General features: G+C 53.8%; 23 protein-coding genes. 4 read left to right on the forward strand and 19 right to left on the reverse strand.

Annotation, left to right across the window (positions count from 1 at the left end):
* Nucleotides 1-397: hypothetical protein (locus APY94_RS13375; RefSeq protein WP_058938973.1), on the forward strand; the 397-nt coding region annotated here is incomplete at its 5' end.
* Here the strand turns inward: APY94_RS13375 and APY94_RS07145 are convergent.
* Nucleotides 384-2,249, reverse strand: coding sequence for a S9 family peptidase (locus tag APY94_RS07145; RefSeq protein ID WP_058938974.1), 1,866 nt, complete (start codon nt 2,247-2,249; stop codon nt 384-386). The two genes, APY94_RS13375 and APY94_RS07145, sit on opposite strands and share 14 nt — an antisense overlap.
* Before the next feature lie 117 nt (nt 2,250-2,366).
* On the opposite strand from APY94_RS07145, the gene APY94_RS07150 reads away from it, so the two are divergent.
* Entirely contained in the window at nt 2,367-2,693 is a 327-nt protein-coding gene (locus APY94_RS07150) for a hypothetical protein (protein ID WP_058938975.1), read from the forward strand.
* On the opposite strand, the gene APY94_RS07155 is transcribed toward APY94_RS07150, so the two are convergent.
* Nucleotides 2,661-3,308: a hypothetical protein gene (locus tag APY94_RS07155; protein ID WP_058938976.1), complete on the reverse strand. Its 648-nt coding sequence runs from the start codon at nt 3,306-3,308 to the stop codon at nt 2,661-2,663. The genes APY94_RS07150 and APY94_RS07155 overlap by 33 nt on opposite strands.
* 52 nt (nt 3,309-3,360) lie before the next feature.
* Between APY94_RS07155 and APY94_RS07160 the strand changes: the two genes are divergently transcribed.
* Nucleotides 3,361-3,588 (forward strand): Lrp/AsnC family transcriptional regulator, encoded by a 228-nt coding sequence (locus tag APY94_RS07160; RefSeq protein ID WP_014013114.1) that lies wholly within the window; start codon nt 3,361-3,363, stop codon nt 3,586-3,588.
* A gap of 30 nt (nt 3,589-3,618) precedes the next feature.
* Here APY94_RS07160 and APY94_RS07165 read toward each other — a convergent pair whose 3' ends face one another.
* The 14 genes from APY94_RS07165 to APY94_RS07220 form a co-directional block, all read right to left on the reverse strand.
* The gene (locus APY94_RS07165) at nt 3,619-4,848 is read right to left on the reverse strand and encodes an ABC transporter permease subunit (RefSeq protein ID WP_058938977.1); all 1,230 of its coding nucleotides are present in this window, start codon (nt 4,846-4,848) and stop codon (nt 3,619-3,621) included.
* Nucleotides 4,838-5,836: an ABC transporter permease subunit gene (locus tag APY94_RS07170; RefSeq protein ID WP_058938978.1), complete on the reverse strand. Its 999-nt coding sequence runs from the start codon at nt 5,834-5,836 to the stop codon at nt 4,838-4,840. Before APY94_RS07170 ends, APY94_RS07165 begins: the two co-directional genes overlap by 11 nt.
* A gap of 31 nt (nt 5,837-5,867) precedes the next feature.
* Nucleotides 5,868-6,785 (reverse strand): ABC transporter ATP-binding protein, encoded by a 918-nt coding sequence (locus APY94_RS07175; RefSeq protein WP_058938979.1) that lies wholly within the window; start codon nt 6,783-6,785, stop codon nt 5,868-5,870.
* A gap of 5 nt (nt 6,786-6,790) precedes the next feature.
* The gene (locus tag APY94_RS07180) at nt 6,791-7,711 is read right to left on the reverse strand and encodes an ABC transporter permease (protein ID WP_058938980.1); all 921 of its coding nucleotides are present in this window, start codon (nt 7,709-7,711) and stop codon (nt 6,791-6,793) included.
* A gap of 4 nt (nt 7,712-7,715) precedes the next feature.
* Nucleotides 7,716-9,266 (reverse strand): ABC transporter permease subunit, encoded by a 1,551-nt coding sequence (locus APY94_RS07185; RefSeq protein ID WP_058938981.1) that lies wholly within the window; start codon nt 9,264-9,266, stop codon nt 7,716-7,718.
* Nucleotides 9,267-9,636: 370 nt separating this feature from the next.
* Nucleotides 9,637-9,993 (reverse strand): hypothetical protein, encoded by a 357-nt coding sequence (locus APY94_RS07190; protein ID WP_058938982.1) that lies wholly within the window; start codon nt 9,991-9,993, stop codon nt 9,637-9,639.
* A gap of 35 nt (nt 9,994-10,028) precedes the next feature.
* Nucleotides 10,029-10,187 carry a hypothetical protein gene (locus APY94_RS13210; RefSeq protein ID WP_157065499.1) on the reverse strand — a complete coding sequence of 53 codons (159 nt, stop codon included), beginning with the start codon at nt 10,185-10,187 and terminating at the stop codon, nt 10,029-10,031.
* Between the two features lie 11 nt (nt 10,188-10,198).
* Nucleotides 10,199-10,327 (reverse strand): hypothetical protein, encoded by a 129-nt coding sequence (locus APY94_RS13870; protein WP_281176017.1) that lies wholly within the window; start codon nt 10,325-10,327, stop codon nt 10,199-10,201.
* A complete protein-coding gene (locus tag APY94_RS07195; RefSeq protein ID WP_058938983.1) occupies nt 10,320-11,771 on the reverse strand; it encodes a radical SAM/SPASM domain-containing protein in 1,452 nt (483 codons plus the stop codon). The genes APY94_RS13870 and APY94_RS07195 overlap by 8 nt, the downstream gene beginning before the upstream one ends.
* A 78-nt stretch (nt 11,772-11,849) precedes the next feature.
* Nucleotides 11,850-12,848, reverse strand: coding sequence for an ABC transporter ATP-binding protein (locus tag APY94_RS07200; protein WP_058938984.1), 999 nt, complete (start codon nt 12,846-12,848; stop codon nt 11,850-11,852).
* A 9-nt stretch (nt 12,849-12,857) separates the two neighbouring features.
* Nucleotides 12,858-13,655 (reverse strand): ABC transporter permease, encoded by a 798-nt coding sequence (locus tag APY94_RS07205; RefSeq protein WP_058938985.1) that lies wholly within the window; start codon nt 13,653-13,655, stop codon nt 12,858-12,860.
* Nucleotides 13,656-13,699: 44 nt separating this feature from the next.
* Nucleotides 13,700-14,374: a TIGR00153 family protein gene (locus tag APY94_RS07210; RefSeq protein ID WP_058938986.1), complete on the reverse strand. Its 675-nt coding sequence runs from the start codon at nt 14,372-14,374 to the stop codon at nt 13,700-13,702.
* Nucleotides 14,375-14,378: 4 nt separating this feature from the next.
* Nucleotides 14,379-15,548, reverse strand: coding sequence for an inorganic phosphate transporter (locus tag APY94_RS07215; protein ID WP_058939066.1), 1,170 nt, complete (start codon nt 15,546-15,548; stop codon nt 14,379-14,381).
* A 148-nt stretch (nt 15,549-15,696) separates the two neighbouring features.
* Nucleotides 15,697-17,316 carry a metallophosphoesterase family protein gene (locus APY94_RS07220; protein ID WP_058938987.1) on the reverse strand — a complete coding sequence of 540 codons (1,620 nt, stop codon included), beginning with the start codon at nt 17,314-17,316 and terminating at the stop codon, nt 15,697-15,699.
* Nucleotides 17,317-17,424: 108 nt separating this feature from the next.
* Between APY94_RS07220 and APY94_RS07225 the strand changes: the two genes are divergently transcribed.
* The gene (locus APY94_RS07225; RefSeq protein ID WP_058938988.1) at nt 17,425-17,781 is read left to right on the forward strand and encodes a cupin domain-containing protein; all 357 of its coding nucleotides are present in this window, start codon (nt 17,425-17,427) and stop codon (nt 17,779-17,781) included.
* On the opposite strand, the gene APY94_RS07230 is transcribed toward APY94_RS07225, so the two are convergent.
* The 3 genes from APY94_RS07230 to APY94_RS07240 all read right to left on the reverse strand — a co-directional run bounded on the left by APY94_RS07230 (nt 17,778) and on the right by APY94_RS07240 (nt 20,519).
* Entirely contained in the window at nt 17,778-18,350 is a 573-nt protein-coding gene (locus tag APY94_RS07230) for a signal peptidase I (protein WP_058938989.1), read from the reverse strand. The two genes, APY94_RS07225 and APY94_RS07230, sit on opposite strands and share 4 nt — an antisense overlap.
* Nucleotides 18,351-18,468: 118 nt before the next feature.
* Nucleotides 18,469-19,767, reverse strand: a complete 1,299-nt coding sequence (locus APY94_RS07235) for an RNA-guided endonuclease InsQ/TnpB family protein (RefSeq protein ID WP_058938990.1) — start codon at nt 19,765-19,767, stop codon at nt 18,469-18,471.
* 329 nt (nt 19,768-20,096) lie between these two features.
* Nucleotides 20,097-20,519, reverse strand: coding sequence for a hypothetical protein (locus APY94_RS07240; RefSeq protein ID WP_058938991.1), 423 nt, complete (start codon nt 20,517-20,519; stop codon nt 20,097-20,099).
* Nucleotides 20,520-20,522 lie beyond the last annotated feature (3 nt).

Consider the following 20,522-nt stretch of genomic DNA (forward strand, 5'->3'; position numbering starts at 1 on the left):
CTACACTGCCGCGAGGCTCTACGCGGACGAAAAGCCCGTGCCGCCAGAGATCCTCCGGAGCCTCCCCGACCCGGACCACCTGCCCAGGGACGGGGACTACCTCAGGTTCCTGGTGAAGCTCATAGAACACAACCACCGCTTCGGAACCGTCAGCTGCGCCTTCGAGTTCTGGGCCCTGAGGGAAGCCCTCTCGCGGAAGATGTGGATGCCGGAAGAGCCAAAAACCTGGAGGGGCAGGGGCTGTTTCGTGGGGGTCATGAGGGGAAAGGGGGACATCAACGACCTCAGAGGCGAGCTGAAGCTGTTCTGCCGGAACGGGTGGTGCCTCTTCTACTTCAGGGGGAGCGAAAAGAGGCTGAAAGAAAAGCTCAAAGAAAGAGGCCTTAGCCCTCCTTGAGTATCTTCTCAACATCAAACCCTTCCTCGTACTTCCTCAGCTTCCTCTCAAAGAACTCGATGAAGAGCTTGTAGCGCTTGGCCCTGTGCTTTGGACTTCCGCGGACGCTGTGGCCGTGAGGGCCTTTCTTGAAGACCGCTATGTAGGCCTCCTTGCCCATGTCCTTGAGCACGTTGTAGAACATCAGGCTCTGGTCGAGGGGACAGCGGTAGTCCTCCAGCGAGTGGATGAGGAGTATCGGCGCCTTGACGTTCTCCGCGTGGAAGAGCGGACTCAGCTTGCGGTAGTTCTCGTTTTTGAGCGGGTTCGGGCCTATAACCTCAAGGTCGTACCAGAGCCCAATGTCGGAGAATGCATAGCTAGTCAGCCAGTAGCTTATGCCGTTCTCGCTGATGCCGGCCTTGAAGAGGTCGCTCTGAGTCAGCGCCCAGTTGGTCATAAAGCCGCCGTAGCTTATGCCCGTTATGCCAACCCTATCCCTGTCCGCCTGGGGTTCGAGCCTGAAGAACTCCTCTATTCCGGCCATTATGTCCTCGAAATCCTCCAGACCGGTTCTCTCCAGAACGCGGAGCGCGAAGTCCTCGTCGTAGCCGTTGCTGCCGCGCGGGTTCACGAAGACTATGTAATACCCCCTGCTCGCCATGAGCTGCATCTCGTAAACAAACCTGTGCCCATACATGCCCTTGGGCCCGCCGTGAACGAAGACTATAACCGGAGCTTTTTCGTCCTCCTTGAGCTCGGGCGTAAGATACCAGCCGTCTATTTCAAGGTCTTTGCTCTTGAAGCGGAAGTGCCTCGGTTCGAAGGTCTTGAGCCGGTCGAATATCGGGCCGTTGTAGTCGGTGAGCTGCATCAGCTCGCCGTCGTAGAGGTAGAGCTCGGGAACGCGGGTGGCGGTCGCTATAAGCAGAACCGCCCTCCCATCGTGGACGTCGAAGCCGTAGACCCAGTGGTCACCGGCAACGATTCTCTCGGCCTTCCCGTCCCAGAGCCAGAGGTTCACCCTGCCGGCATCGGGGGTCAGGAAGTAGACCTTCCCCCCGTCCAGCTTGGCGTCGTAGACGTCCAGCGGGCCCTCGTAGACCGGTTTGAGCTCTCCGTCCCAGAGGTAGAGCCACCCGTGCTCACTGAGGTATCTCGACTCCCTCTTACCCCTAAGGAGAAGGACCGTCCCGTTGGAATCCACCGCCTCAAAAGAAACGCGCTCAAAAAGCTTCTCCTCTTCACCGTCCCTCCAGAGATAGATGTCATAGAACTTTGAGAGGGCAGGCTTGCTACCAATTCTGTGCGGGACGTTGACGACTATGGAATCGCCGTGCCAGATTCCGCTCGAAAACCGCGGCTTCTCGAACTGCTCGAGTATCTCCTCGCTTTCCGTATCGAGAATCCAGAAGGTAGTCTTCTCACCGTCGAAGAACCCCATGCTGTCGAACCAGACCGGAACATCGTCGTCGAAGACGAAATCCTCATCGTCGCGGCGCTTGAAGCCCACAACAAGGAGCCTTCTGGAGTCGTCGTTCCACTCCACAGAGCGGACGTTCTTGATGGTTAAAACCCTCTTGGCACTCAGAGTCTGAACGTCTGCCACCCATATCTCCGTTGCCTTCTTCTCCCCGTTGGGACGCGTGAAAGCGAGTTTCTTTCCATCCGGCGAGATCCTCGGCATGGAGGCGTTCTCGATGAAGCGCCTCGCCCCTGTCTCAAGATCCTCAACGACCACCGTGCTCTCGTATTTGTTGTCCTGTAGGTTGGCCTTGGTGAGAACGTAGGCGACGGAGCTCCCCCGCACCCTCGGGTCACCCAGGTACGCAAACCTAGAAAAGGTCTTCTCATCCCATTCGATGTTGCTCATAACGCTATCACCGGCCTATCATGGACACCAAAGTATATAAACTTAACTATCGTGCGCAGTAACAAACGCGAGAAGGTTTAAAAGGTCATCACCGATAGCGGGGGGTCAGGTGGAAGCATGAGGGAGGAGCAAGGGGTTGGAATCATACTCGGTCTGGGAATATTCATCTCCGTGGCATTCAGAACCTACGCAGGGGTGACAATAGCCGCCGTCGGGATACCCCTCTACCTCGCGTACGTCACCCGGCAGCAGAACATCCTGGCAAAGTCCAGGCTCTTCGACAGGGACCTCTTCCTGATGATGGCGATAGCCGTAGCCGTAATACTGGTCTTCGACTACTTCTGGGATCCAAGGATGGGCCTGATAGCGATGGCGGTGGCGATACCTCTCCTGGCCCTCTACGCAGACAGGCTAAAGTCTAGAAAGAAGGTCCAGAAGACCTGAGAGCTTTCCGGTTCTCTTATAGTTTCGTACCTCCTCCCTCATCTCCCCCAGGAATGCCCGGTCCACCCCGAATTTCTTCCGAACCCGGCGCGAGATGTGGTTGTCGTTCAGGAACACCATTGCCATCGCGGAGGTAAGGTTCTTCGGCTTCCTCCAGCCGGACTTTTCGAAATCTATCAGCCAGACCCTCTCGCCGACTATTACGTGCTTTCCCCCCTGAATTTGGCCGTGGTCGAGACCGAGCCTGTCGAGCAGGGCAGTTTTCTCAACTATCTCAAAGATGTGTCGCTTTTCGAGGTCCGCGTGGAAGATTATCTCTCCCTCTGCGAACTCCCGAACAAGATACTCAAGGCCCTCAAAGACGCCGTAAGCCACGAGCGGGGGGGTTATTCCGAATGGCTCCACCGCGCGGATAATTTCGGCCTCCCTGGCGAAGTTCTGCCTCGGGGAGTCCGGCCGCTGGAGCTTTATTATGACGTTTTTTTCATCCAACCGGGCGCAGAAGATGAGACTCGTGGTTCCCTTGGCGTAGGGTCGAATTTTCTCGAATCCAAGCGATTTCAGGCGGGAGTAAAACCGCCCCAATTGAGCTTCGCTTATCAAGTGGTCGAACATATGCCTCGATAAGCTTAAATACTCCGAAGATAAAATACTTTTGGTGATAGCCATGGTGACGGCTTTTATTTTGATGGTTACGGCCGCTGGAAAGGAAAGGGAAGTTATGGAGAAGCTTCTGGCCATGCCAGAGGTTAAGGAGGCTTACGTGGTCTACGGCGAATACGACCTTGTCGTAAAGGTCGAAACCGACACGCTCAAGGACCTTGACCAGTTCATAACCGAGAAGATAAGGAAAATGACCGAGATCCAGATGACCTCGACGATGATAGCCATCTGATCCTCTCGTTCTTCGTTCTTCCGTTCTCCATTATGCCAGCACCCCCTCTGAAGTCTCATCCTCCCAGAGCAGGGCAAAGCCCACGCTCAGAAGCACCATCGTGACGACAGGAGCTAAAAACCACCACCATCTGCCCGCGTAGAGGGCATTCTGGTTGAGGCCCTCCAGTATGAACGAACCCCAGTTGTCGCTTGGAATCATGTTGAAAAACCCGAGTATCGCCACGAGCGCGACCACTTTGGGGAACAGGAGGCTGAAGTGGCTCAGGGCGTAGGGAATCACCGGCTTTAGGATGTGCCTCCTGAGGATGTGGAGATCACCGGCCCCCAGGGCCCTCGCCGCGGCAACGTGCTCCTTGACCTTCTCCTGAACGACGAAGCCCCTCACGGCACTCCCGAACTTGCCCGCGAGCAGGAGGGCAAGTATCAGCGACAGGGTTTCCGTTTTTATTTCCCTGGTCATCGCTATGCCCGTCGTTGAGAATGAGAATATCATCAGCATCGCGAGGGGAAGGACGGGGAGCGCCCCCAGGGAGTTCAGCAGGCTCTCGAGAAGAATCGCCAGCCGGCTCCGATAGTAGCCGGCGAAGAGACCGAGGAGCAGGCCGATGATAATCACAAGGAGGGAGACCTCAAGCGACACGAGTAACGTGCTTCTACCGGCCAGGACGAAACCCACCCAGAGGTCGCGGCCGTAGGAGTCGGTGCCAAGGAGACCGTAGGAATCGCCAAAGACCGTGACGGCAACGGGGGAGGAGGATTCGACCTCAAGGGTGTACCTTCCCTCCAGAACCTCGCCGCCGTACCCCATGAAGAGAAGCTGGGTGGGCGTGAAGAGGGGCCTGCTCTCCGGGCCGTAGCCGAGGGACTCGGCAAAATCGTAAGCCCCCGTCGCGAGGGTGGGGTTGGAGTTGATGCTCGTCCTCTCGTCCACCTTCACCGGACCGAGAACCACGGAAAGGCCGTCGGGGCGGTGAATCACGAGCCTAACCGTCGAGTTACCCTCGATCATCACGTTTCCCGGAACGATGCCATCAACCGCGAAGGTCATTGAAAAATTCGTTCCAGCCGATTCAAGGGTTCTGAAGCCCGAAGAGAGCCAGATAGGCCTGGCGTTCCGGGGGTAGTCGTTCCAGTATGGCAGGTAGTTCCAGCTGGCGGCCTTTTCAGCGGGCACTATTACACCGACGGGAAGGACCGCGAGGAGCATCACCAGCAGTATCAGCGCGATTCCGGCTTTTTCCTTCCGGTCAAGCCTCAACGCCGCCACCTCCGGGAGCTAGAAGTTCCGACAGAACCGTAACAGCGAGGAGGATGAAGAAGTTCACCACCATAAAGACCGCCAGGGGGTAGAAGAAGACGTCCGGATCGAGGGTGTAGAGGTCGCCGGATATGCGGAAGCCCCACTGGAGCATCTTGCCGAGGCCGAAGAGGCCGAAGAAGGCATCGACCACGAGGGCGAGCGTCGAGACCTCGACGAAGTGCTGGAAGAGGAAGCCGAGGAAGGACGGCATGACCGCGCGGAGGACATGCCTCTCGACCCTGCGCTCCGGCAGTCCCATCGCCCTCTTGGCGCGCACGTACTCCTTCCCGAACTCATCCCTGAGGAGTATTACCAGGGCCTCGACGAACTCCCAGAGGGCGACGAGAACTATGGAAATCAACGGGAAGGCCATGTAGGCGAGGTTCCTGGTGAGGGAGATCGATGTGCCGAGGCCGTTTATCAGGTAGTTGGGGAGCGTGCTCATTATGATGAGGAGCGAGAAGAGCGCCGCCACCGCCCAGACGGGGAGGCCGTTGAAGACCCTGGCGAGAAAGCGGACGGTAGAGCGGAGGCGCCTTTTCCTGAGGGCGAGCTTCGCCAGCGGGAAGCCGATGAGGACTATCGCAACCTCCGCCAGGAGAATCAGCGCCAGCGTTCTGGCCACCATGAGCCTCCTGGGTACCGGGTAGTCGTAGTCCGGGTCGAAGAGGGCGTGGTGAAGCGTGTAGAGCCCCGCATGGAGGAGATTCATCGCGAGGGTTGGATAGTCCTTTGGGGCCACGAAACGCATGTAGTAGTCGTAGGGATCCATTCCCATGGCACTTGCGTTGGCCTCTATAACCGCCCGCTCCGCAGGGGGCAGCAGGCTGAAGTCCATGTCCGCCCGGTAGAACTGGTAATCCTTTATCCCGATGCCGGAGATGAGCGCCACTAGGAGAATGAGGAGGAGGTAATTGAGGAGGGCGCGGAAGATAGCTCGGCCCATGGGATCACCTCGCGAAAAATTGAAACAAAGGCTACCCGACGAGTTTGAGGAATATTTCCTCCAGGCTGGGTTCTTTCACCTGCATCGTCAGAATCTTCGCCCCCTGCGAAGCCACAAAATCATGCAACTCCTCCCTAACGTCCCTCGAAGCAACAACGCGGTACTTGTTCTCACCGAGCGGGGTCACGCTCAATTCCGCTGAACTCCAGTCCACCGGCCTGTTCGTTTCAATGACTATCGTGTAGCCCGCCTTCCTCAGGAACTCCCGCTTGATGTTCTCGATGCTATCCTCCAAGCGGAGTTTGCCCTTGACTATTACGCCAACGGTGTCGCAAACCTCTTCCACGTGCGCGAGGATGTGGCTTGAGAAGAACACCGTCTTTCCAGCCTTCCTCTGCTCCCTGATAATCTCCTTGAACTCTGCTATGCCCTTTGGATCCAACCCAGTCATCGGCTCATCAAGAATCAAAAGCTCCGGGTCGTTGATGAGCGCCTGGGCAAGGAGAAGCCTCTGACGCATTCCTTTGGAGAACTTGCCAACCTTTCTCCTCCTGGCTTCCTTCAAACCAACCAAGTCAAGGAGTTCGCTAATCCGCCTCTCTTTCTCAGCCCTCGGAATCCCGAAGGCGTCAGCGATAACCTCAAGAGTCTGCTCGGGAGTCAGAAAATCCCAGAGCGTGGCATGCTCGGGCATGTAACCGATTCTGGCTTTAGCCTTGACGAGCTTACCCTCATCAAACTTCCCGTCCCTGAAGACTTCCTCACCAAACAATTTAATCCTCCCTTCCTGAGGGAAGATGAGGCCGAGGGTGCTGAGGATCGTCGTGCTCTTACCAGCACCGTTGGGTCCAAGGAAGCCGTAAACCTGACCGGGCTTAACCTCAAGGTTAAGACCGTCCAAAGCCCTAACGTCCTTATAAACCTTAACAAGGTTCTCAACCCTAAGCATGATCATCACCTCAAATCCATCCTCCTGAACCTAAAGAGGGCCACTCCAAGGTAAACCGGAATAAGTCCAACTATCAGGGCAGTCTGGGCGGGATTGTTGGCCATGACTCGCTTAACCCCGCGGTACTCGACGGTGTACGTGCCGTCATCGTTGAAAGTGGTTCTGTCTATGTCAGTGAATATGTCGAGCATGAGCACCTGGGGGGCGTAGAAGAGGTACCTCAGGTGGTACTCCCTGTAAAGCTCCTTCAGGCGCTCGTGATAGGCCCTCAACTCGTCTTTCGAAAGCTTATCAAAGTCATCCCAGCCCTTAATCCCGAACTCTTCCTTGGCTTTGTCCTCCGCAAAGCCGTCCACCACCTGGGGCATGACGAGGCCGGTAACGAAGAACAGGACCAGGGCCAGTCCCAGGGCAGTGTTGGGGGAGCGCACGAAGGTGGAAATCAAAAGGCCAAGGGCGAGGAGCTGGAGCATGGTGAACAGGATTAACAGGTTCGAGAGAACCAGGTCACCGACGAGGGAGGCGGTGAGGGAGAGGCCGTAGTACTTCGTTATCGCGAAGGAGAGGAGGGTGGCGAAGGCCATGGCGACGACTACGCTGAGGGCCTGGCCGAGGAACTTGCCGAGCAGGTATGAAACCCTTCCAAGTGGCTTGCTGAGAACTACCCTCACCGTCCCGTCTTCAAGGTCCGAGTTCACCGAAGTCGCCCCGGCCATGAGGGCGTAGACGCCGATGAAGAGGAACGCGCTGACCGCTATGTAACCCACGACGCTCGTGATAAGGAGTTCCTGCGGATTTGTTGCCCCTTCGAGGTTGTCCTTTACTTCTCTAAAGGCCATGGCATATATCAGCAAAATCAAAACTAATATCAACCAGAACTTCTTCGTTCTGAGGCTTTTCTTCAACTCCAGCTCAAACCCCCACATTTTATCACCTCAGGTCGGCTTTCCTGAAGGTGAGCCACGCGATTGCAAGATAAACCACCGTAGGTATGACCAGCATCGCCAGGTTGCCGGGATAGTTGAGAATCTCAGCAAGGGACTTTGGCGGAAGGCCCCTCTTCGGAGAGACCGCCCTCTCAAGCACGGTGTAGTGCAGGTTAGGACTCGGCACGGGAAGGGAGTTCTTAGATAGGGCATCAAGGAAGGAATCCTCAGCCGAAGTTGATGCCACGGTAACGGAGATGGGAACGGCAAAGGCCAGCAGGAAGGCCAGAACCAGCGAGAGGAAAAGTGCCTTCCTGCCCCTCATGAAAACCGACAGAAGGTAGCTGAGGGCCAAATACTGGACGAGCGAGAGGAAAAGGAGGGAACCAAAGGCAAGGCCGAGTTCGAGGGTTCTACCTGAAGGAGAGCCGAGGTGCAGGGCGTAGGCAACGATAAGGGCCACGTAGAAAGTAGTTCCAATGAAGACCGCAAAGAGGTCACTCAGGAGCGTCCCGAGGAAGAAGTTCCTCCTTTTCAGGGGTTTGCTCAGCAAAACCCTCACGGTACCTTTCTCAACGGCCGAGCTTATCGAGACTGCCCCAAGAGGGAGGACTACGAAGGGCAGGAACACGCCATTCAAGGCCGAGATTAAGGCATTTAAAACACCGGGAACACCGAAGTTGGAGTGATAATCCCCAAGCATGCCCATGTTAAGGAAGGCCGTCAGGACGGCCAGGGCGAGGAAAGCAATGAAGCGCCTGCTCTGAAGGCTCAGCCCGAGGAAAACGCCGTAAAGCCCGCGGGGGGAGAAGGAAAAGCCGGGGACCGAGAATGACTCAGGGCCCCTCAGCTCCCTCCTCCGGAAGGCTTCCATCCCAACGAGCGAGAGTGCAACGCACAGAGCCAGGAGCTCCCCCACGGCGCGATAAGAGACCGAGAGGCTCTCCCCGATGGAAAGAGCTCTTTCAAGGTAAACCGTCGGAATGAACGAATAATCGGATTTTCCGAGGAGAAGGAGAACAACGAACGCCCCAAGCCCGAGGAAGACCCCAGAGTCGCGGGAGGTGGCGAAGGGAAGGAGGAGCAGGGCGACTCCGATTACACCAACCAGCGAGAGCGAGAGGGCAAGTGAGCCTATGAGGTAGTCTCTAACTTCGAAACCGTGAGCCAGCATCGCGAGCGCTCCCGAGAGTGCAATCCCTAGGGTGGAAATTAGGGCAAGCTTTAAGCCCTCAAGTACCCAGCTTAGGAAATAGCGCCTCCTCGTGAGGGGCTTTGAGAGGAGGAGCGTGACGTTGCCCCGCTCGAAGTCCGAGCCGAAGCGCGAGAGGAGCAGGATTAAGATGAGGGGAACCAGGAGGAACTTGAGAAAGCCGGGGAGCCACTTGGCGAGCAGGTCTGCTGTTATCAGGTAGCCAAGCCCTTCAGGAGATATATTGGGATAGTGGGTAGTGAACCTGGAAACGTCTATCTCGACCGCTATGGCCGGGAAGAGGGAGAGGAGGAAAAGCACCATTTTGTATAAGCCCACATCCTTGCCGCTTATTTCTGGCATTGGTATTACACCCCGTCGATATTTGAAGCTTGAGATTAAAAAGTTAAAAAGAGACTAACTTAGTTAGATATCAATTACCTGACAGTCAGGGTCTCCGCCCCAATCTACCCGACATCCTTGGTCTGGTGCACAAGTTTCTCCAAAGGCACACTCCACATTGCAAATGTCGAAGCCACAATTGTCAAAAAATACACACATTGGTTCAACTGGATTAGCTCTTTTATTCAGCTTCTTAAACACTCCCTATCACCTCCATTGGTTTTTGTGTTTTGGCCTCATTGGAGTCCTCAGCCCTCACCCCTATCTTAGGTGAGCGTGAAAAGACCTTATCTAAACACATCTACGAGCTTGAATCAACTACTTTGTTTAATCACTTCCCTCTGAGGCTTATGTCGAGGCTTATGGAGCTATCACCCTCGTTTCTGATGATGACCTTCCAAGAACCCTCTGGAAGCTTTACCATTGTCTCGACATCGGTGACGTTCGCTTGCTTGAAGAGCTCCTTTGAGCCGTCCGAAGAGATTATGAGCAGGGTGAACGGTGCGTTCCCAGAGACCTTTAGTTCCAAAGATGTCGGTCCATCGAAGGGGTAAACTAGCTTGGAACCCGGGCCAATTACTTTGCCTTTTGAGTACACAAAATTCTGAGTCCCTATGCATCCCAGCATCACAACACCAAACAACAGTACCGTCAGTATTGCCGGAAATTTCGTTGCTGATTGTTTCATAAGCTCACCCCCTTCAAAGTTAAAAATAAAAAGTGTCAAATATTATCTAGCAAACATGCGTCTATTCCACAGAGGTCAAAGACACAGCCATCAAGTCCACAGAGATCAAGACCTCCACAGGGTATATCAAGCACTATTGCACAAAATGCTGGTTCCTGACCGTTGCCTCCCTGACGGTTTAGTTTCCTGAACATTGCTTTCACCCTCACAGGTCAATGCCGCAGGAATTGTCCACCCCACAGATATCCAACCCACAGATGTTCCAGTCCCAGCAGAGGTCAAGACAAAATTCCGGCTCCACCGGGTTATCGCCGGCGTTCAGCTTCTTAAACACCTGCTATCACCTCCTTTGGTTTTTGTGTTTTGGCCTCATTGGAGTCCTCACCCCTCACCCCTCTCTGGGGTGAGCGTGAGAAGACCTTATTCAACCAATCCTCGTCAAGATTCGAGTAGAGCCAGGAACCCCACTTCACGAGAGCAAACATGTAAGAGCAGTGGAACTCGTCGGGAAGAAATACGTCGCCGTTGTAGTAGTGGTTGTTGTATATACAGCCACCGCCGCAGTAGGCTCTAATAGGACAGCTCGAACACTTCGGTCGCTTGTCCACAGTATGGTGCAGAATATTCTGAATGAACTCGTTCTCCCACTTGAAATCATCAACACGACCAACCACAAATTCTTCCATCCCGACGAATCTGTGGCAGGGATACATCTTACCGTCCGCCGAAACCCCAAAGTAGCTCCTGGCAACGCCGCATGGATAATGGCGGTAGGTGCCGGAGTAGATCATGTGAACCATCTCACGGAGCTTCGTGTAAACGATTCCCTTCTCTTTGTAGTGTTCAAGCTCGTCCTTCGCTATCTTTTCCAGGGCAGATTCAACGAGTTTAGCATGTTCATTGGTTAGTGGAGTATTGGTAGTCGCAGGCTCAAGATGAACGTTCCTAAACCCAAAATCAACGAAGAACCGGTAAATCTCATAGTACCTGCCGATCTGTTCGGGCAGAATAGTCGCGCGGACGCTAACCTTAACGCCGCGCTCAAGCATCTTCTTTGCATTCCTCGCGACAACGTCAAAGGTCGGATACCCGCCGCGCAGGGGCCTGTTATGATTTTGAATGTCTTTAGGACCATCAAAGCTTAGAGTCACCGTGAAGTTGTTCTCGAGGAAAAAGTCAATGACCTTGTCCGTGATAAGGTAGCCGTTGGTGGTTATGCTGAAAGTAACAACTTTATCGTGTTCCTTAGCTCTCTCTTTTGCATAGTGAACCAGCTCCCGAATCAGCGGAAAGTTCAACAAAGGTTCGCCACCGAAAAACTGAACATTAACGACCTTCTTTCCCTCTCTCATTAGCAAATCAATAGCCTTTTTACCAACTTCCGGGCTCATTCTGGTGTTGGGAGTGTGGTAAGTACCGCCATCACCATAACAGTAAACACAAGCAAAGTTGCAGTCTTCCATGACGTTAAGGGAGAGGGAAGAGATCTTGGATCTCATAAGGCCCAGGTAAGGCTTTATTGAAGGTTTAGCTTCAAAGAATACGTGACGGAGATCTTCATCGGATTTAATTTCAGCTATCAAATAATCCCAGTCGGATTCGGAGTACTTTCTTACAAAATGCTCTCTGGCGTCATCCCAACCGGATTCTACCACAAGCCTGCAGAAGTCGTAGGTTTTCTTATCAACCTCAAATAGCGTTCCTGTAGGTGAATGCAGAACAAAATACTTGCCACCAACGTGGAAGATGTGCAATTCCGGTCTCACGTTACCAGACATTGTACTTTAACACCTCCGAAAAAAAAACTGTGGTTAATGTTTATAAGATTTTCTATTCATTTAAAAAATGATAGAGTATTAAAATTTTTCTACCCCATCAAAATGACCAAAAATAAGCAAAAACACGTCCTCAAGTGATAGTTCCTCAACCCCAATCTGGAGAGCACCCCTTGAGGAGAGAAACCTCACGAACTCATCAACCTCGTTGAGTTTGAGGTAAGCCGTGACATGAGTGTAGTCCCCTTTGATAAGACACCGAGCCATATGCCACCCGTCGCATTCGACTCTCCCCCTAACAATCGCGCTGACCTTTTTATCAACCGGAACCCCGAGCTTCCTGCTTATCTCCTCGGGCTTTCCCTCCAGAATAGGCCTCTTGTTGAAGAGCAGAACCCTGTCGCTCAGCTTCTCCGCCTCCTGAAGGTCGTGGGTGGTGAGGATAACCGTTGTCCCAAAGTCACGGACGAGGGCCATTATTGCGTCATGTATCTCGCTCTTGGTTATCACATCGAGAAAAACCGTCGGCTCGTCGAGTATGAGGTATCTGGGCTGTACCACCAGGGCGGAGGCGATGTAAACCTTCTGCTTCATTCCGGCCGAGAGCTTCTGGTACCACTCGTCCCTCTTCTCCCACAGGTTCAGCAGCTTGAGCGCGTACTCTATGCGCTCCCCTATCTCACCCTCCGGGACCTTCCACAGCCTCGCGATGAACTGGAGGTTTCGTTGAACGCTCAGACGCCACTGGAATATGCCCCACATGTCCCTCTCGCCGGTGAAAACCGTGAACATCTTGCCCGCCACTTTGCCGTGCTCCTCAAAGCTGTCGTGGCCGTCGATGAGCAGTTTTCCAGAACTCGGCTCGAGGAGGCCGTTGGCGATTTTACAGAGGGTTGTCTTCCCCGCGCCGTTGGGGCCGAGGAGGCCGAATATCTCCCCCTCCCTCACCCGGAAGCTCAGGTCTATGAGGGCTGGAATCTCTTCCCTGGGCTTTCCGAGAAAATCACGAAGGCTACCCAGATCGAAGAAGCCCCTGAAAGGGGGTGGATAGTACTTGGTGAGATGCTCGGCTTCTATCATCTGACCACCTCACACGTGCCCGAGGGTGCCCAGCTGCATCGCCTTTCCAACGCCCCAGCGGAACATCGCGATTCCAACCAGGAGCATGACACCCGTGGTCAGGGCAAGGTTCACGAAGCTGGGCCAGATCTGGGACACTGAATAGCCCCCGCCCATCGTCAGCCTGGCCATCTCAAGAATGTACCTCTCGGGGTGTATCTTGGAAATAGGCTGGAGCCACCAGGGGAGCGCGTCGGGCGGGAAGTAGAGACCGCTCACGAGCTGGGAGGTGAGGTTGAGGAACCAGTTTATCGGGTCCTGCCTGGCTTTGGTAGCGGCCCGAAAGCCTGCTGAAAAAAGTTCAAGGGCGAAGGTGAGGGTGAAGCCCGCGAGGATAACGAGCAGGGCACCGAGGTTGATGTGTATGACCAGGCCGTAGAAGAGAACGAAGATCACGGTTATCAGGCCCATTATCATGAGGCTCCAGACGACGTTCCAGGCGTTTATTCCCACGAAGATCGCCACCATTCCGGCAGGGGAGGCGTAGAGCATCGGGAAGCTCCGCCCAATCAGGAGCTTGGAAAGGCTGCCCCGCGGAAGGAATATTATGTTGTGCACGATGAAGCCTATCAGAAAGAACTGGAGGAAGGAGTCGGTTCCGTACTGCTCGATGTTGGCGTCTATCGTCACCAGGCTGGCGAATATCCCCATCACCGCAACCTGGATTAGAAGGCCTATCAGGTAGCTGAGCACGTCCCAGCGGTAGCTGAAAAAGACCTCCCTCTGAATGTTGAAGAACTCACGGACTATTCTAACACCGTCCTTCATTCCCACCGAAAAAAGTTAGAAGGGAGGTTTAAAAGAATATCGGCTCACTTGTTCATCATGAGCCTTATCCTCTCGGCGGCGTCTTTGGCCTTGTCCGAGATGTTGCTGAGCGTTCTGGCGATGTTGAGGATGTAGAAGCCGTCGCCCCAGCTCATCGAGTCGGCGTTCTCGAAGACGAGCTGCATGAGCTTCGTATCGAGGCCGTCTATCTTGTTCTCAACGCTCTCTATCTGCCTGATTATCTCGTACTCCCGCTCTATCTCGCCCTCGGTGAAACCGCTCTCTATAACGCGGTCCATCTGGACTATGGCCTCGTGGACTAGCTTTGCAGCCTTGATGCTCTCCATACCCATCTCGAGAATTATATCCTTGGCCTCCGTCGGGACGCAGTCGGGCTTCTTGACGAGCAGCCACTTCGCAGTGTCTTCAGCGGCATCCGCCACCTTGTCCTGCATGTGGAGGTAGATTATGACGTCCTCCCTAGCGACTGCCATCATGAGCTTCGAGCTGAGGGAATCCCTTATCTCCTCCTTTATCCTGTCCGCAACGTCCTCAAGGTGGTCAACCTCGATGGCAAACTCTCTCATACCCTCGTAGTCGCACGCATACCATGCCTGAAGCGCCTTCTCGAGCGTTTCAACGGTGTTGAGCACGACATCTGCGTGCTTTATGAGGGGCTTGAAGGGGCTCTTCGCGAAGAGCTTCGTCCACACCTGCATGATATCACCCCACGATCATCAGGAGCTTGAATATGGCCGCGCTTATCAGACCCGCGACCGGAACGGTAACAAACCAGGAGATTATTATATCCCTAACGATGTCCTTGTTTATTGCCTTTACTCCCCTCGCGAGGCCTATTCCTATGACCGCGCCGACCACCGTGTGGGTCGTCGAGATGGGCAGTCCAAGCCAGCTGGCAGCGAGAACAACGGTTGCCGCTGAAAAGTCAATGGTGAAGCCGCGGGTGTTGGTGAGCTCGGTTATCTTCTTGCCGACCGTTTCCATGACCCTGTAACCGTAGGTGGCGACACCAATTGCTATTCCGAGACCGCCCATCGCGAGTATCCACTTAGGGACGGGAACCTGCATGCCGCCGAGACCCATCGTGGCTACCGCGTAGACGGCCGCGACCGGACCTATCGCGTTGGCGACGTCGTTGGCGCCGTGGGCCAAAGCCACGTAGCCGGAGGTTAAGACCTGCGCCTTCCGGAATATCGCTTCAACGCCGATGAAGGGGTCGCTGCTCGGGAAGCGGAGCTTTATCAGGAGGTACGTTACCACGAACACGACTATGCCCAGCGGGACGCCGTACATTAAAACTCCCGTCTTGAGGTCCTTCCCGTGGAGAACCTTGATGTAGAACATGGTTCCAATGACGACGAACGCCAGCCCAATCCAGAACGGGGACCATATCCTGGCGCTCCTGACGGGGTCCTTTCTCTCGAAGATGCTCTTGGTGAAGGCCTTGAAGATGAAGTAGGCCATTATGGCGCCGACTATGGGTGAGAGAATCCAGCTGAGAACGACCTGACCCATCTTGCCCCAGTTGACTATCGCGGTGCCGGCGTAGACTATTCCGTAGCCCGCTATACCTCCTATGATGGAGTGGGTGGTCGAGACCGGCAGGCCGAACTTGGTGGCCACTATTAGCCATATCGTGGCCGCGAGAAGGGCCGCAACGGAGCCATACACGAGGACCATCGGGTCGGTTATCATCGTCGGGTCGAGGATGCCCTTCCTTATCGTTTCGGTGACGCTCTTTCCGAAGAAGTACGCGCCTGTGAACTCAAGGAGGCCAGCTATTATAACCGCCTGCTTTGGGGTTATCGCCTTGGCGCCGACGGCAGTGCTCATGGAGTTTGCGGCGTCGTTGGCACCTATCGCCCAGGCCATCGAAAATCCTAGCACCACGGTTATCAGCAACCATACGTCCACACTCACCACCGGGAGGGACTCGAGGGCGGCATATAAATACCTTGTCGCAGTAGAATATAGCTAGCTACCATGAACTATATAGGCCTAAATAGAATAAAGAGAAAGGTTAGGACTCAACCTTGATAGGTTCGATACTTATGCTGCCATCGGTCATCATTCCAAGCTTGACGTAGTGATAAAAGCCCCCCTCGTCCGGCTTTGCGTAGAGAGGAGCGCCTCCCGCGCCGGTTACTATGTAGTGGACTCCCTCGATGGTTCCGTTCCAGAACATGTGGATGTGGCTGAAGATTCCAAAGGCGTTGTACTCCCCCATCAGTTCCAGCAACTTCTTCCCGTCGGTGGGGTTCATGCCGTGGTCGCCGTTCGGCCTCGGATCCACCAGGGGAGCGTGCATCACTATCACGGGCCTCTTGCCCATGGCCTTAGCCCTCTCAAGCTCGTTCTGAAGCCAGCTCCACTGCTCGTCGCTCAGCCCGTAGTCGTTTTCGATATTGTTCATGAAGATGTAGTAGTAATCCCCGAGGACGAAGGAATAGTCCGTTGGGCCGAAGAGCTGGTGGTAGACGTTTATGCCCTCCCCGCGATACTCGTGGTTTCCGACCGCTATGAAAATCGGCTTGCTCCACTTCCACTCCTTCATCAGCTCGCCCCATTCGTCAACCTTGCCCGAATAGACTAGGTCTCCACCGTCTATCACGAAAACGGCGTTATTCTCGTTCATCCTGTCCCTCAGCTGCAGGAAAGCCTTCGGAACCTCCGTGCCGCCGTCCGGCCTGTGGTCACCGAAGGCAAAAACCGTGTAGTCTCCGATGTCTTTTGTAACGACACTGAAGGAAGGCTCGGAGGTTGTTATCTTAACCCACGTATCGCCGGTCTCGGCTCCCTCGGGCAGGTTCAGCACCGAGGGGTTGGTGTTCTCGATAACGTAGGTAAGTGCAGCGCCGGTCCCGTCCTTGACCTCCACGCTGACGTTGAAGCCGAGGGCACGGATGTAAACCGTGGAGCCGTTGACGAGCCTGATAAAGCCTCCCTTTACGGTGATGTTCTCCCCGTCAACGATGCGCCAGTAGTATATGAACGGCTCCCTGCTCCTGAAAGAGCTAAGGTACCAGTGTTCACCGTCGTCTGGAATTCCGTTCCAGTTGTTGTCCCCTATGACCTTGAGGAGAATTCCCTCAAACTCGCCGCTCCTTAGAACATCGTCCGTTCTAAGGGATGCCCCGTTCCTGAGGTTCATAGCGTACTCAAGGGCCGCGCCAGCGCCAGCCTTGCTGGTGCCTGTGAAGACGAAATACGCCTTTCCGTCCTTATTGAAGGCCGCAAAAACGCCCTTGTCTTTTCCAACGAACTTGACGCCGAACTTGTAGACTATGTAACCAAAGTAGTCGTTGACCGTTATTAGTATCGGTTTTCCTCTGAGGAGCTCTCTAGCATCCGCCGGGGACAGCACTGCAACCCCACCCTCGTACTGGCTCGCGGGGAGTATCTGCGCGTTCGGGAAGTAGTGCTTCGCGAGATCCTCGTAGCCCTCGCTGACGTAAACCTTGGAAGCGTCGGCAAGGCTGCTCCACTGGGCCAGAACCTGTCCCTTCTCGTAGCTCCCGAAGTCTATTCCACCGGAGGGAGAGGTAGCTGTGGTGGAAGTCTCCGTTGGAGTACTCTGGCTTATGCATCCCGACGCCAGCACGATGAAAACCAGGAGAATTCCAAAAACGGCTCTCTTCATTGCGTTCACCTTCCGGAAAATTGGAACGGGAGCTTAAAGCACTTTTGATTGGCATCACGAACTCGGCAGATTTAAATAGCCCCAGGCCGAAAGTATTTCGGTGATACCATGTTCGTCGGACACTACACCGAGGTCCCCGAGAAGGACACCGGTTTTGAGGGAGTGACGATAAGGTGGCTCGTTTCTCCAAAGCTCGGAGCGAAGAACTATGCGATGCGCTACTTCGTCCTCAAGAAGGGCGCGGAGATACCGCTCCACCACCACGACTGGGAGCACGAGATATTCATCGTGAGGGGAGAGGGAATCATAACGAACGGAAAGGAAGAGTTCCACGTCAGGGAGGGAGACTTCCTCTACGTTCCGCCCAACGAGACCCACGGCTACAAGGCGACCGGAGAAACGCTGGAGTTTCTCTGCATAATCCCCGCCAAGAAGGAGGCCATTCCTGAGGATGAGTGGGCCTAGCGGCGTCTGTGATAGTAGGCCTTTATTTTCTTCCTTCTCAGAGCGACGAGGTCTGCCTTTCTGGATTTTGGACGTAGGGGTTCCTCCTCGAGCAGGAGCCACGCCATGTCGTATGCAAGAGAGGCGATTATGAACAGAAAAATCCCGAAAACTATCAGCGGAGTGTAGTACCAGACCACACCGACTCTTGGAATCACCAGAACAACCCTGCCAACCACTTGGGAGTAATAGACCCGCCAGGGGTCTGTGTAGTTCCTGTTGTCCCCTTTGGTGATATAGTACATCCGCATTTCTGGATCGGCCTTCATGCCAACGATGCGGTGGGTTATCATGTAGGTCGAGTTGCCGAGGGTCACGCGGTAGAGGATAACGTCCCCAACGTGGAGCCCATCTGGCGAAGATGGCATTGTTATGACGAGGTCGTTGGGATTGATGTAAGGCTCCATCGAGTCGGTCAGGATAACGACGTACTGGAAGCCAAAGACGAAGTGGAGAGCCATGACTAGGACCACGAAGAACAGGAGGAGGTACGAGATGATTGAAAGGACGTCGATACGACGCTTCACCATTAAACCACCGCCTAATTAAAGCCGCATTCGGTACTCATCCCCACTATTTCAACCATATAGTTAGCGTGCCTCACTACCTGACCTCCTCCCCGCCCTGAAGGGCGAGGGTTCCAACGAATTAACCCCCCGCTAAGGGCGGAGAGGTTTGAGGGGTAATCCTCATCACCCCTTTTGAAGGGGGTTCGGAGAACCCCTCCGGGAGGGTCTTCCCCCAATTACCCCTACCCGCCGTTAAACCCGACAGGCTTGGGGTTATCGTTTTCACCACCTTCTTCAAAATATTGAAGGCTCCAACTAAATCAGAGTTAAACACAAGCCCCATTGCAGGACACGAATAAAGACCACGAACAAAACGAGCCCCCTCGTGAGGCCTCCCGCAAACGGGGCAAACCTTGGAAGTGAAAGCCTCACCAACCACCACAACCAGAATACCATACTCCCCGGCGACCTCTTTTAAGTGTTTAATAACGTAATTAAACCGCCAAACGTGAGAGAGGATAAAATTCTGTCTCCTGCCCTTATCAGAGTTTCTTGCTATTCCCTTTGGATAACCCACAACAATTCTTGAAACGCCGAGATGATAAAGTCCTTCAACGGTTTGTCTTACTGCCGTGTTAATGTAGTGCTTTGCCTGAAGCTTGACCCTCTCATGCATTCTTTTGAGTTTTCTACTCTTTTTAGCTCCACTCTTGTTGAGTTTTGACTGATAATCGGCTATTCTCTTCCGCCAGTAAAAGGTTATTGACTTCAAAGGTCTCCCATTGACCAAGAAACTTTCTCCATTCCCGACATAAACGGCCATCAAGTTGTTCACTCCTAAATCAATACCAGCGGAGAGGTCTCCCAAAAGTTGTCTTGGGAGTTTAACCCATTCACCATTGATTAGTTTCTCTCCCACCGTGTAGCTAACGTGAGCATACCATTTTCTCTTTATTGGGTCATAAGTTATTTCTAAGCGTCCCTGTTTGCCCTTCAGGTGTATTCTACCCTTGAACTGGACTTCAAGCTCCTTAAACTTCCCAAGGCCTTTTAGGACTAATTTGTTATTTTCAATTCTGTATTGGTCGTTCCTTAGGACGATTAAGCCTCTTTCCCTGATGTAGTTTGGAGGTTTAGGCTTGAGCCAGTCGGGCAGTTCTCCATTCCTCTTGGCTCTTATGAGGCTGAAGAAACTCCTCCACGCTTCAGCGTTCTTCCTCACTATTTGCTGAACCGTTGCCGAACCGATTTCCTTTTTGAACTCCTCATAAACAACCTTCTCGGTTTTGTTGAAGTCCACTGGTTTATCCTCAAAGAATTCTTGTCTTCTCAGGTAGTTCACCCTATTCCAGACTTTGAAGTTGATGAGGACTAACTTTTTGAGGGTTTTCTCTTGCTCCTTTGAAGGCTGGAGCTTCACCGTTACTGCTCGCTTCATTCTGAATTATGGTATACTTCTTAGGCCTTAAAACGGTTTGCTTTCCTGTTTCTGGGCTGGTTTCTCAATTACTGCATCCCCGCCCTAAAGGGCGAGCTTTCAAAAGAAAAAAGTAAACCCAGTCGACGTAGGCTAAAAGATTGACGGTGCCGAAAATGTCTGCGTTGGCCTGGCCGAAGCCGATGGAAATTTCCCTGCCCTGAAGCGGTTGCTGGTTTCAACGACACGGTGGCCCATAACATTTCCACTGGAGAACTTCCCCACCCTGCCGGTGCTGTTTGCGGGCGAGACTAGCAAAGAATAAGAAAAGGCAGGGATCAATTCAGATTTCACGGGGAAACTGTCTGGCCCTGGAACACGACGGTAACTGTATTTAGATTGTTATTGTCGAGGGATATCCCATTATTCAGGCCGTTATTGGTGAAGTCCACAGTATACACCCCAGTACTCCCACTGTACGTGGCGAGGTACTTTTGGCCATCGATTATAAGGTAAACAGTGTCACTCCCAGTACCAACCTTGGTGCCCTGGTTGTCGGTGAGGGTTATGGTTGCAGATGTGACGTACTGGGCATCATTGCTAAGGGTCCAGTCGATGTAGGCATGGTGAACAGTCTGCGGCATGCCACCATTTCCGGCGTCAAGCTCCTGAAAGTGCACATTTATAGTCGGAACCGCCAGAGCCGCACCAACCATGGCCAGCACAAGGGCGAGTGTCAGTGGAATTAACCTCTTCTTATTATTTCTCCTCATTCT

Origin of the sequence: Thermococcus celericrescens (assembly GCF_001484195.1) — an archaeon.
Classification (GTDB): domain Archaea; phylum Methanobacteriota_B; class Thermococci; order Thermococcales; family Thermococcaceae; genus Thermococcus; species Thermococcus celericrescens.

Excerpts from the sequence above, each read along its gene's own strand:
- APY94_RS07145 (WP_058938974.1), bottom strand. The coding sequence starts at position 2,249 with ATGAGCAACATCGAATGGGATGAGAAGACCTTTTCTAGGTTTGCGTAC.
- APY94_RS07150 (WP_058938975.1), top strand. The coding sequence starts at position 2,367 with ATGAGGGAGGAGCAAGGGGTTGGAATCATACTCGGTCTGGGAATATTC.
- APY94_RS07155 (WP_058938976.1), bottom strand. The coding sequence starts at position 3,308 with ATGTTCGACCACTTGATAAGCGAAGCTCAATTGGGGCGGTTTTACTCC.
- APY94_RS07160 (WP_014013114.1), top strand. The coding sequence starts at position 3,361 with ATGGTGACGGCTTTTATTTTGATGGTTACGGCCGCTGGAAAGGAAAGG.
- APY94_RS07170 (WP_058938978.1), bottom strand. The coding sequence starts at position 5,836 with ATGGGCCGAGCTATCTTCCGCGCCCTCCTCAATTACCTCCTCCTCATT.
- APY94_RS07175 (WP_058938979.1), bottom strand. The coding sequence starts at position 6,785 with ATGCTTAGGGTTGAGAACCTTGTTAAGGTTTATAAGGACGTTAGGGCT.
- APY94_RS07180 (WP_058938980.1), bottom strand. The coding sequence starts at position 7,711 with ATGTGGGGGTTTGAGCTGGAGTTGAAGAAAAGCCTCAGAACGAAGAAG.
- APY94_RS07185 (WP_058938981.1), bottom strand. The coding sequence starts at position 9,266 with ATGCCAGAAATAAGCGGCAAGGATGTGGGCTTATACAAAATGGTGCTT.
- APY94_RS07190 (WP_058938982.1), bottom strand. The coding sequence starts at position 9,993 with ATGAAACAATCAGCAACGAAATTTCCGGCAATACTGACGGTACTGTTG.
- APY94_RS13210 (WP_157065499.1), bottom strand. The coding sequence starts at position 10,187 with ATGTTCAGGAAACTAAACCGTCAGGGAGGCAACGGTCAGGAACCAGCA.
- APY94_RS07195 (WP_058938983.1), bottom strand. The coding sequence starts at position 11,771 with ATGTCTGGTAACGTGAGACCGGAATTGCACATCTTCCACGTTGGTGGC.
- APY94_RS07200 (WP_058938984.1), bottom strand. The coding sequence starts at position 12,848 with ATGATAGAAGCCGAGCATCTCACCAAGTACTATCCACCCCCTTTCAGG.
- APY94_RS07205 (WP_058938985.1), bottom strand. The coding sequence starts at position 13,655 with ATGAAGGACGGTGTTAGAATAGTCCGTGAGTTCTTCAACATTCAGAGG.
- APY94_RS07210 (WP_058938986.1), bottom strand. The coding sequence starts at position 14,374 with ATGCAGGTGTGGACGAAGCTCTTCGCGAAGAGCCCCTTCAAGCCCCTC.
- APY94_RS07215 (WP_058939066.1), bottom strand. The coding sequence starts at position 15,548 with ATGGCCTGGGCGATAGGTGCCAACGACGCCGCAAACTCCATGAGCACT.
- APY94_RS07220 (WP_058938987.1), bottom strand. The coding sequence starts at position 17,316 with ATGAAGAGAGCCGTTTTTGGAATTCTCCTGGTTTTCATCGTGCTGGCG.
- APY94_RS07225 (WP_058938988.1), top strand. The coding sequence starts at position 17,425 with ATGTTCGTCGGACACTACACCGAGGTCCCCGAGAAGGACACCGGTTTT.
- APY94_RS07230 (WP_058938989.1), bottom strand. The coding sequence starts at position 18,350 with ATGGTGAAGCGTCGTATCGACGTCCTTTCAATCATCTCGTACCTCCTC.
- APY94_RS07235 (WP_058938990.1), bottom strand. The coding sequence starts at position 19,767 with ATGAAGCGAGCAGTAACGGTGAAGCTCCAGCCTTCAAAGGAGCAAGAG.
- APY94_RS07240 (WP_058938991.1), bottom strand. The coding sequence starts at position 20,519 with ATGAGGAGAAATAATAAGAAGAGGTTAATTCCACTGACACTCGCCCTT.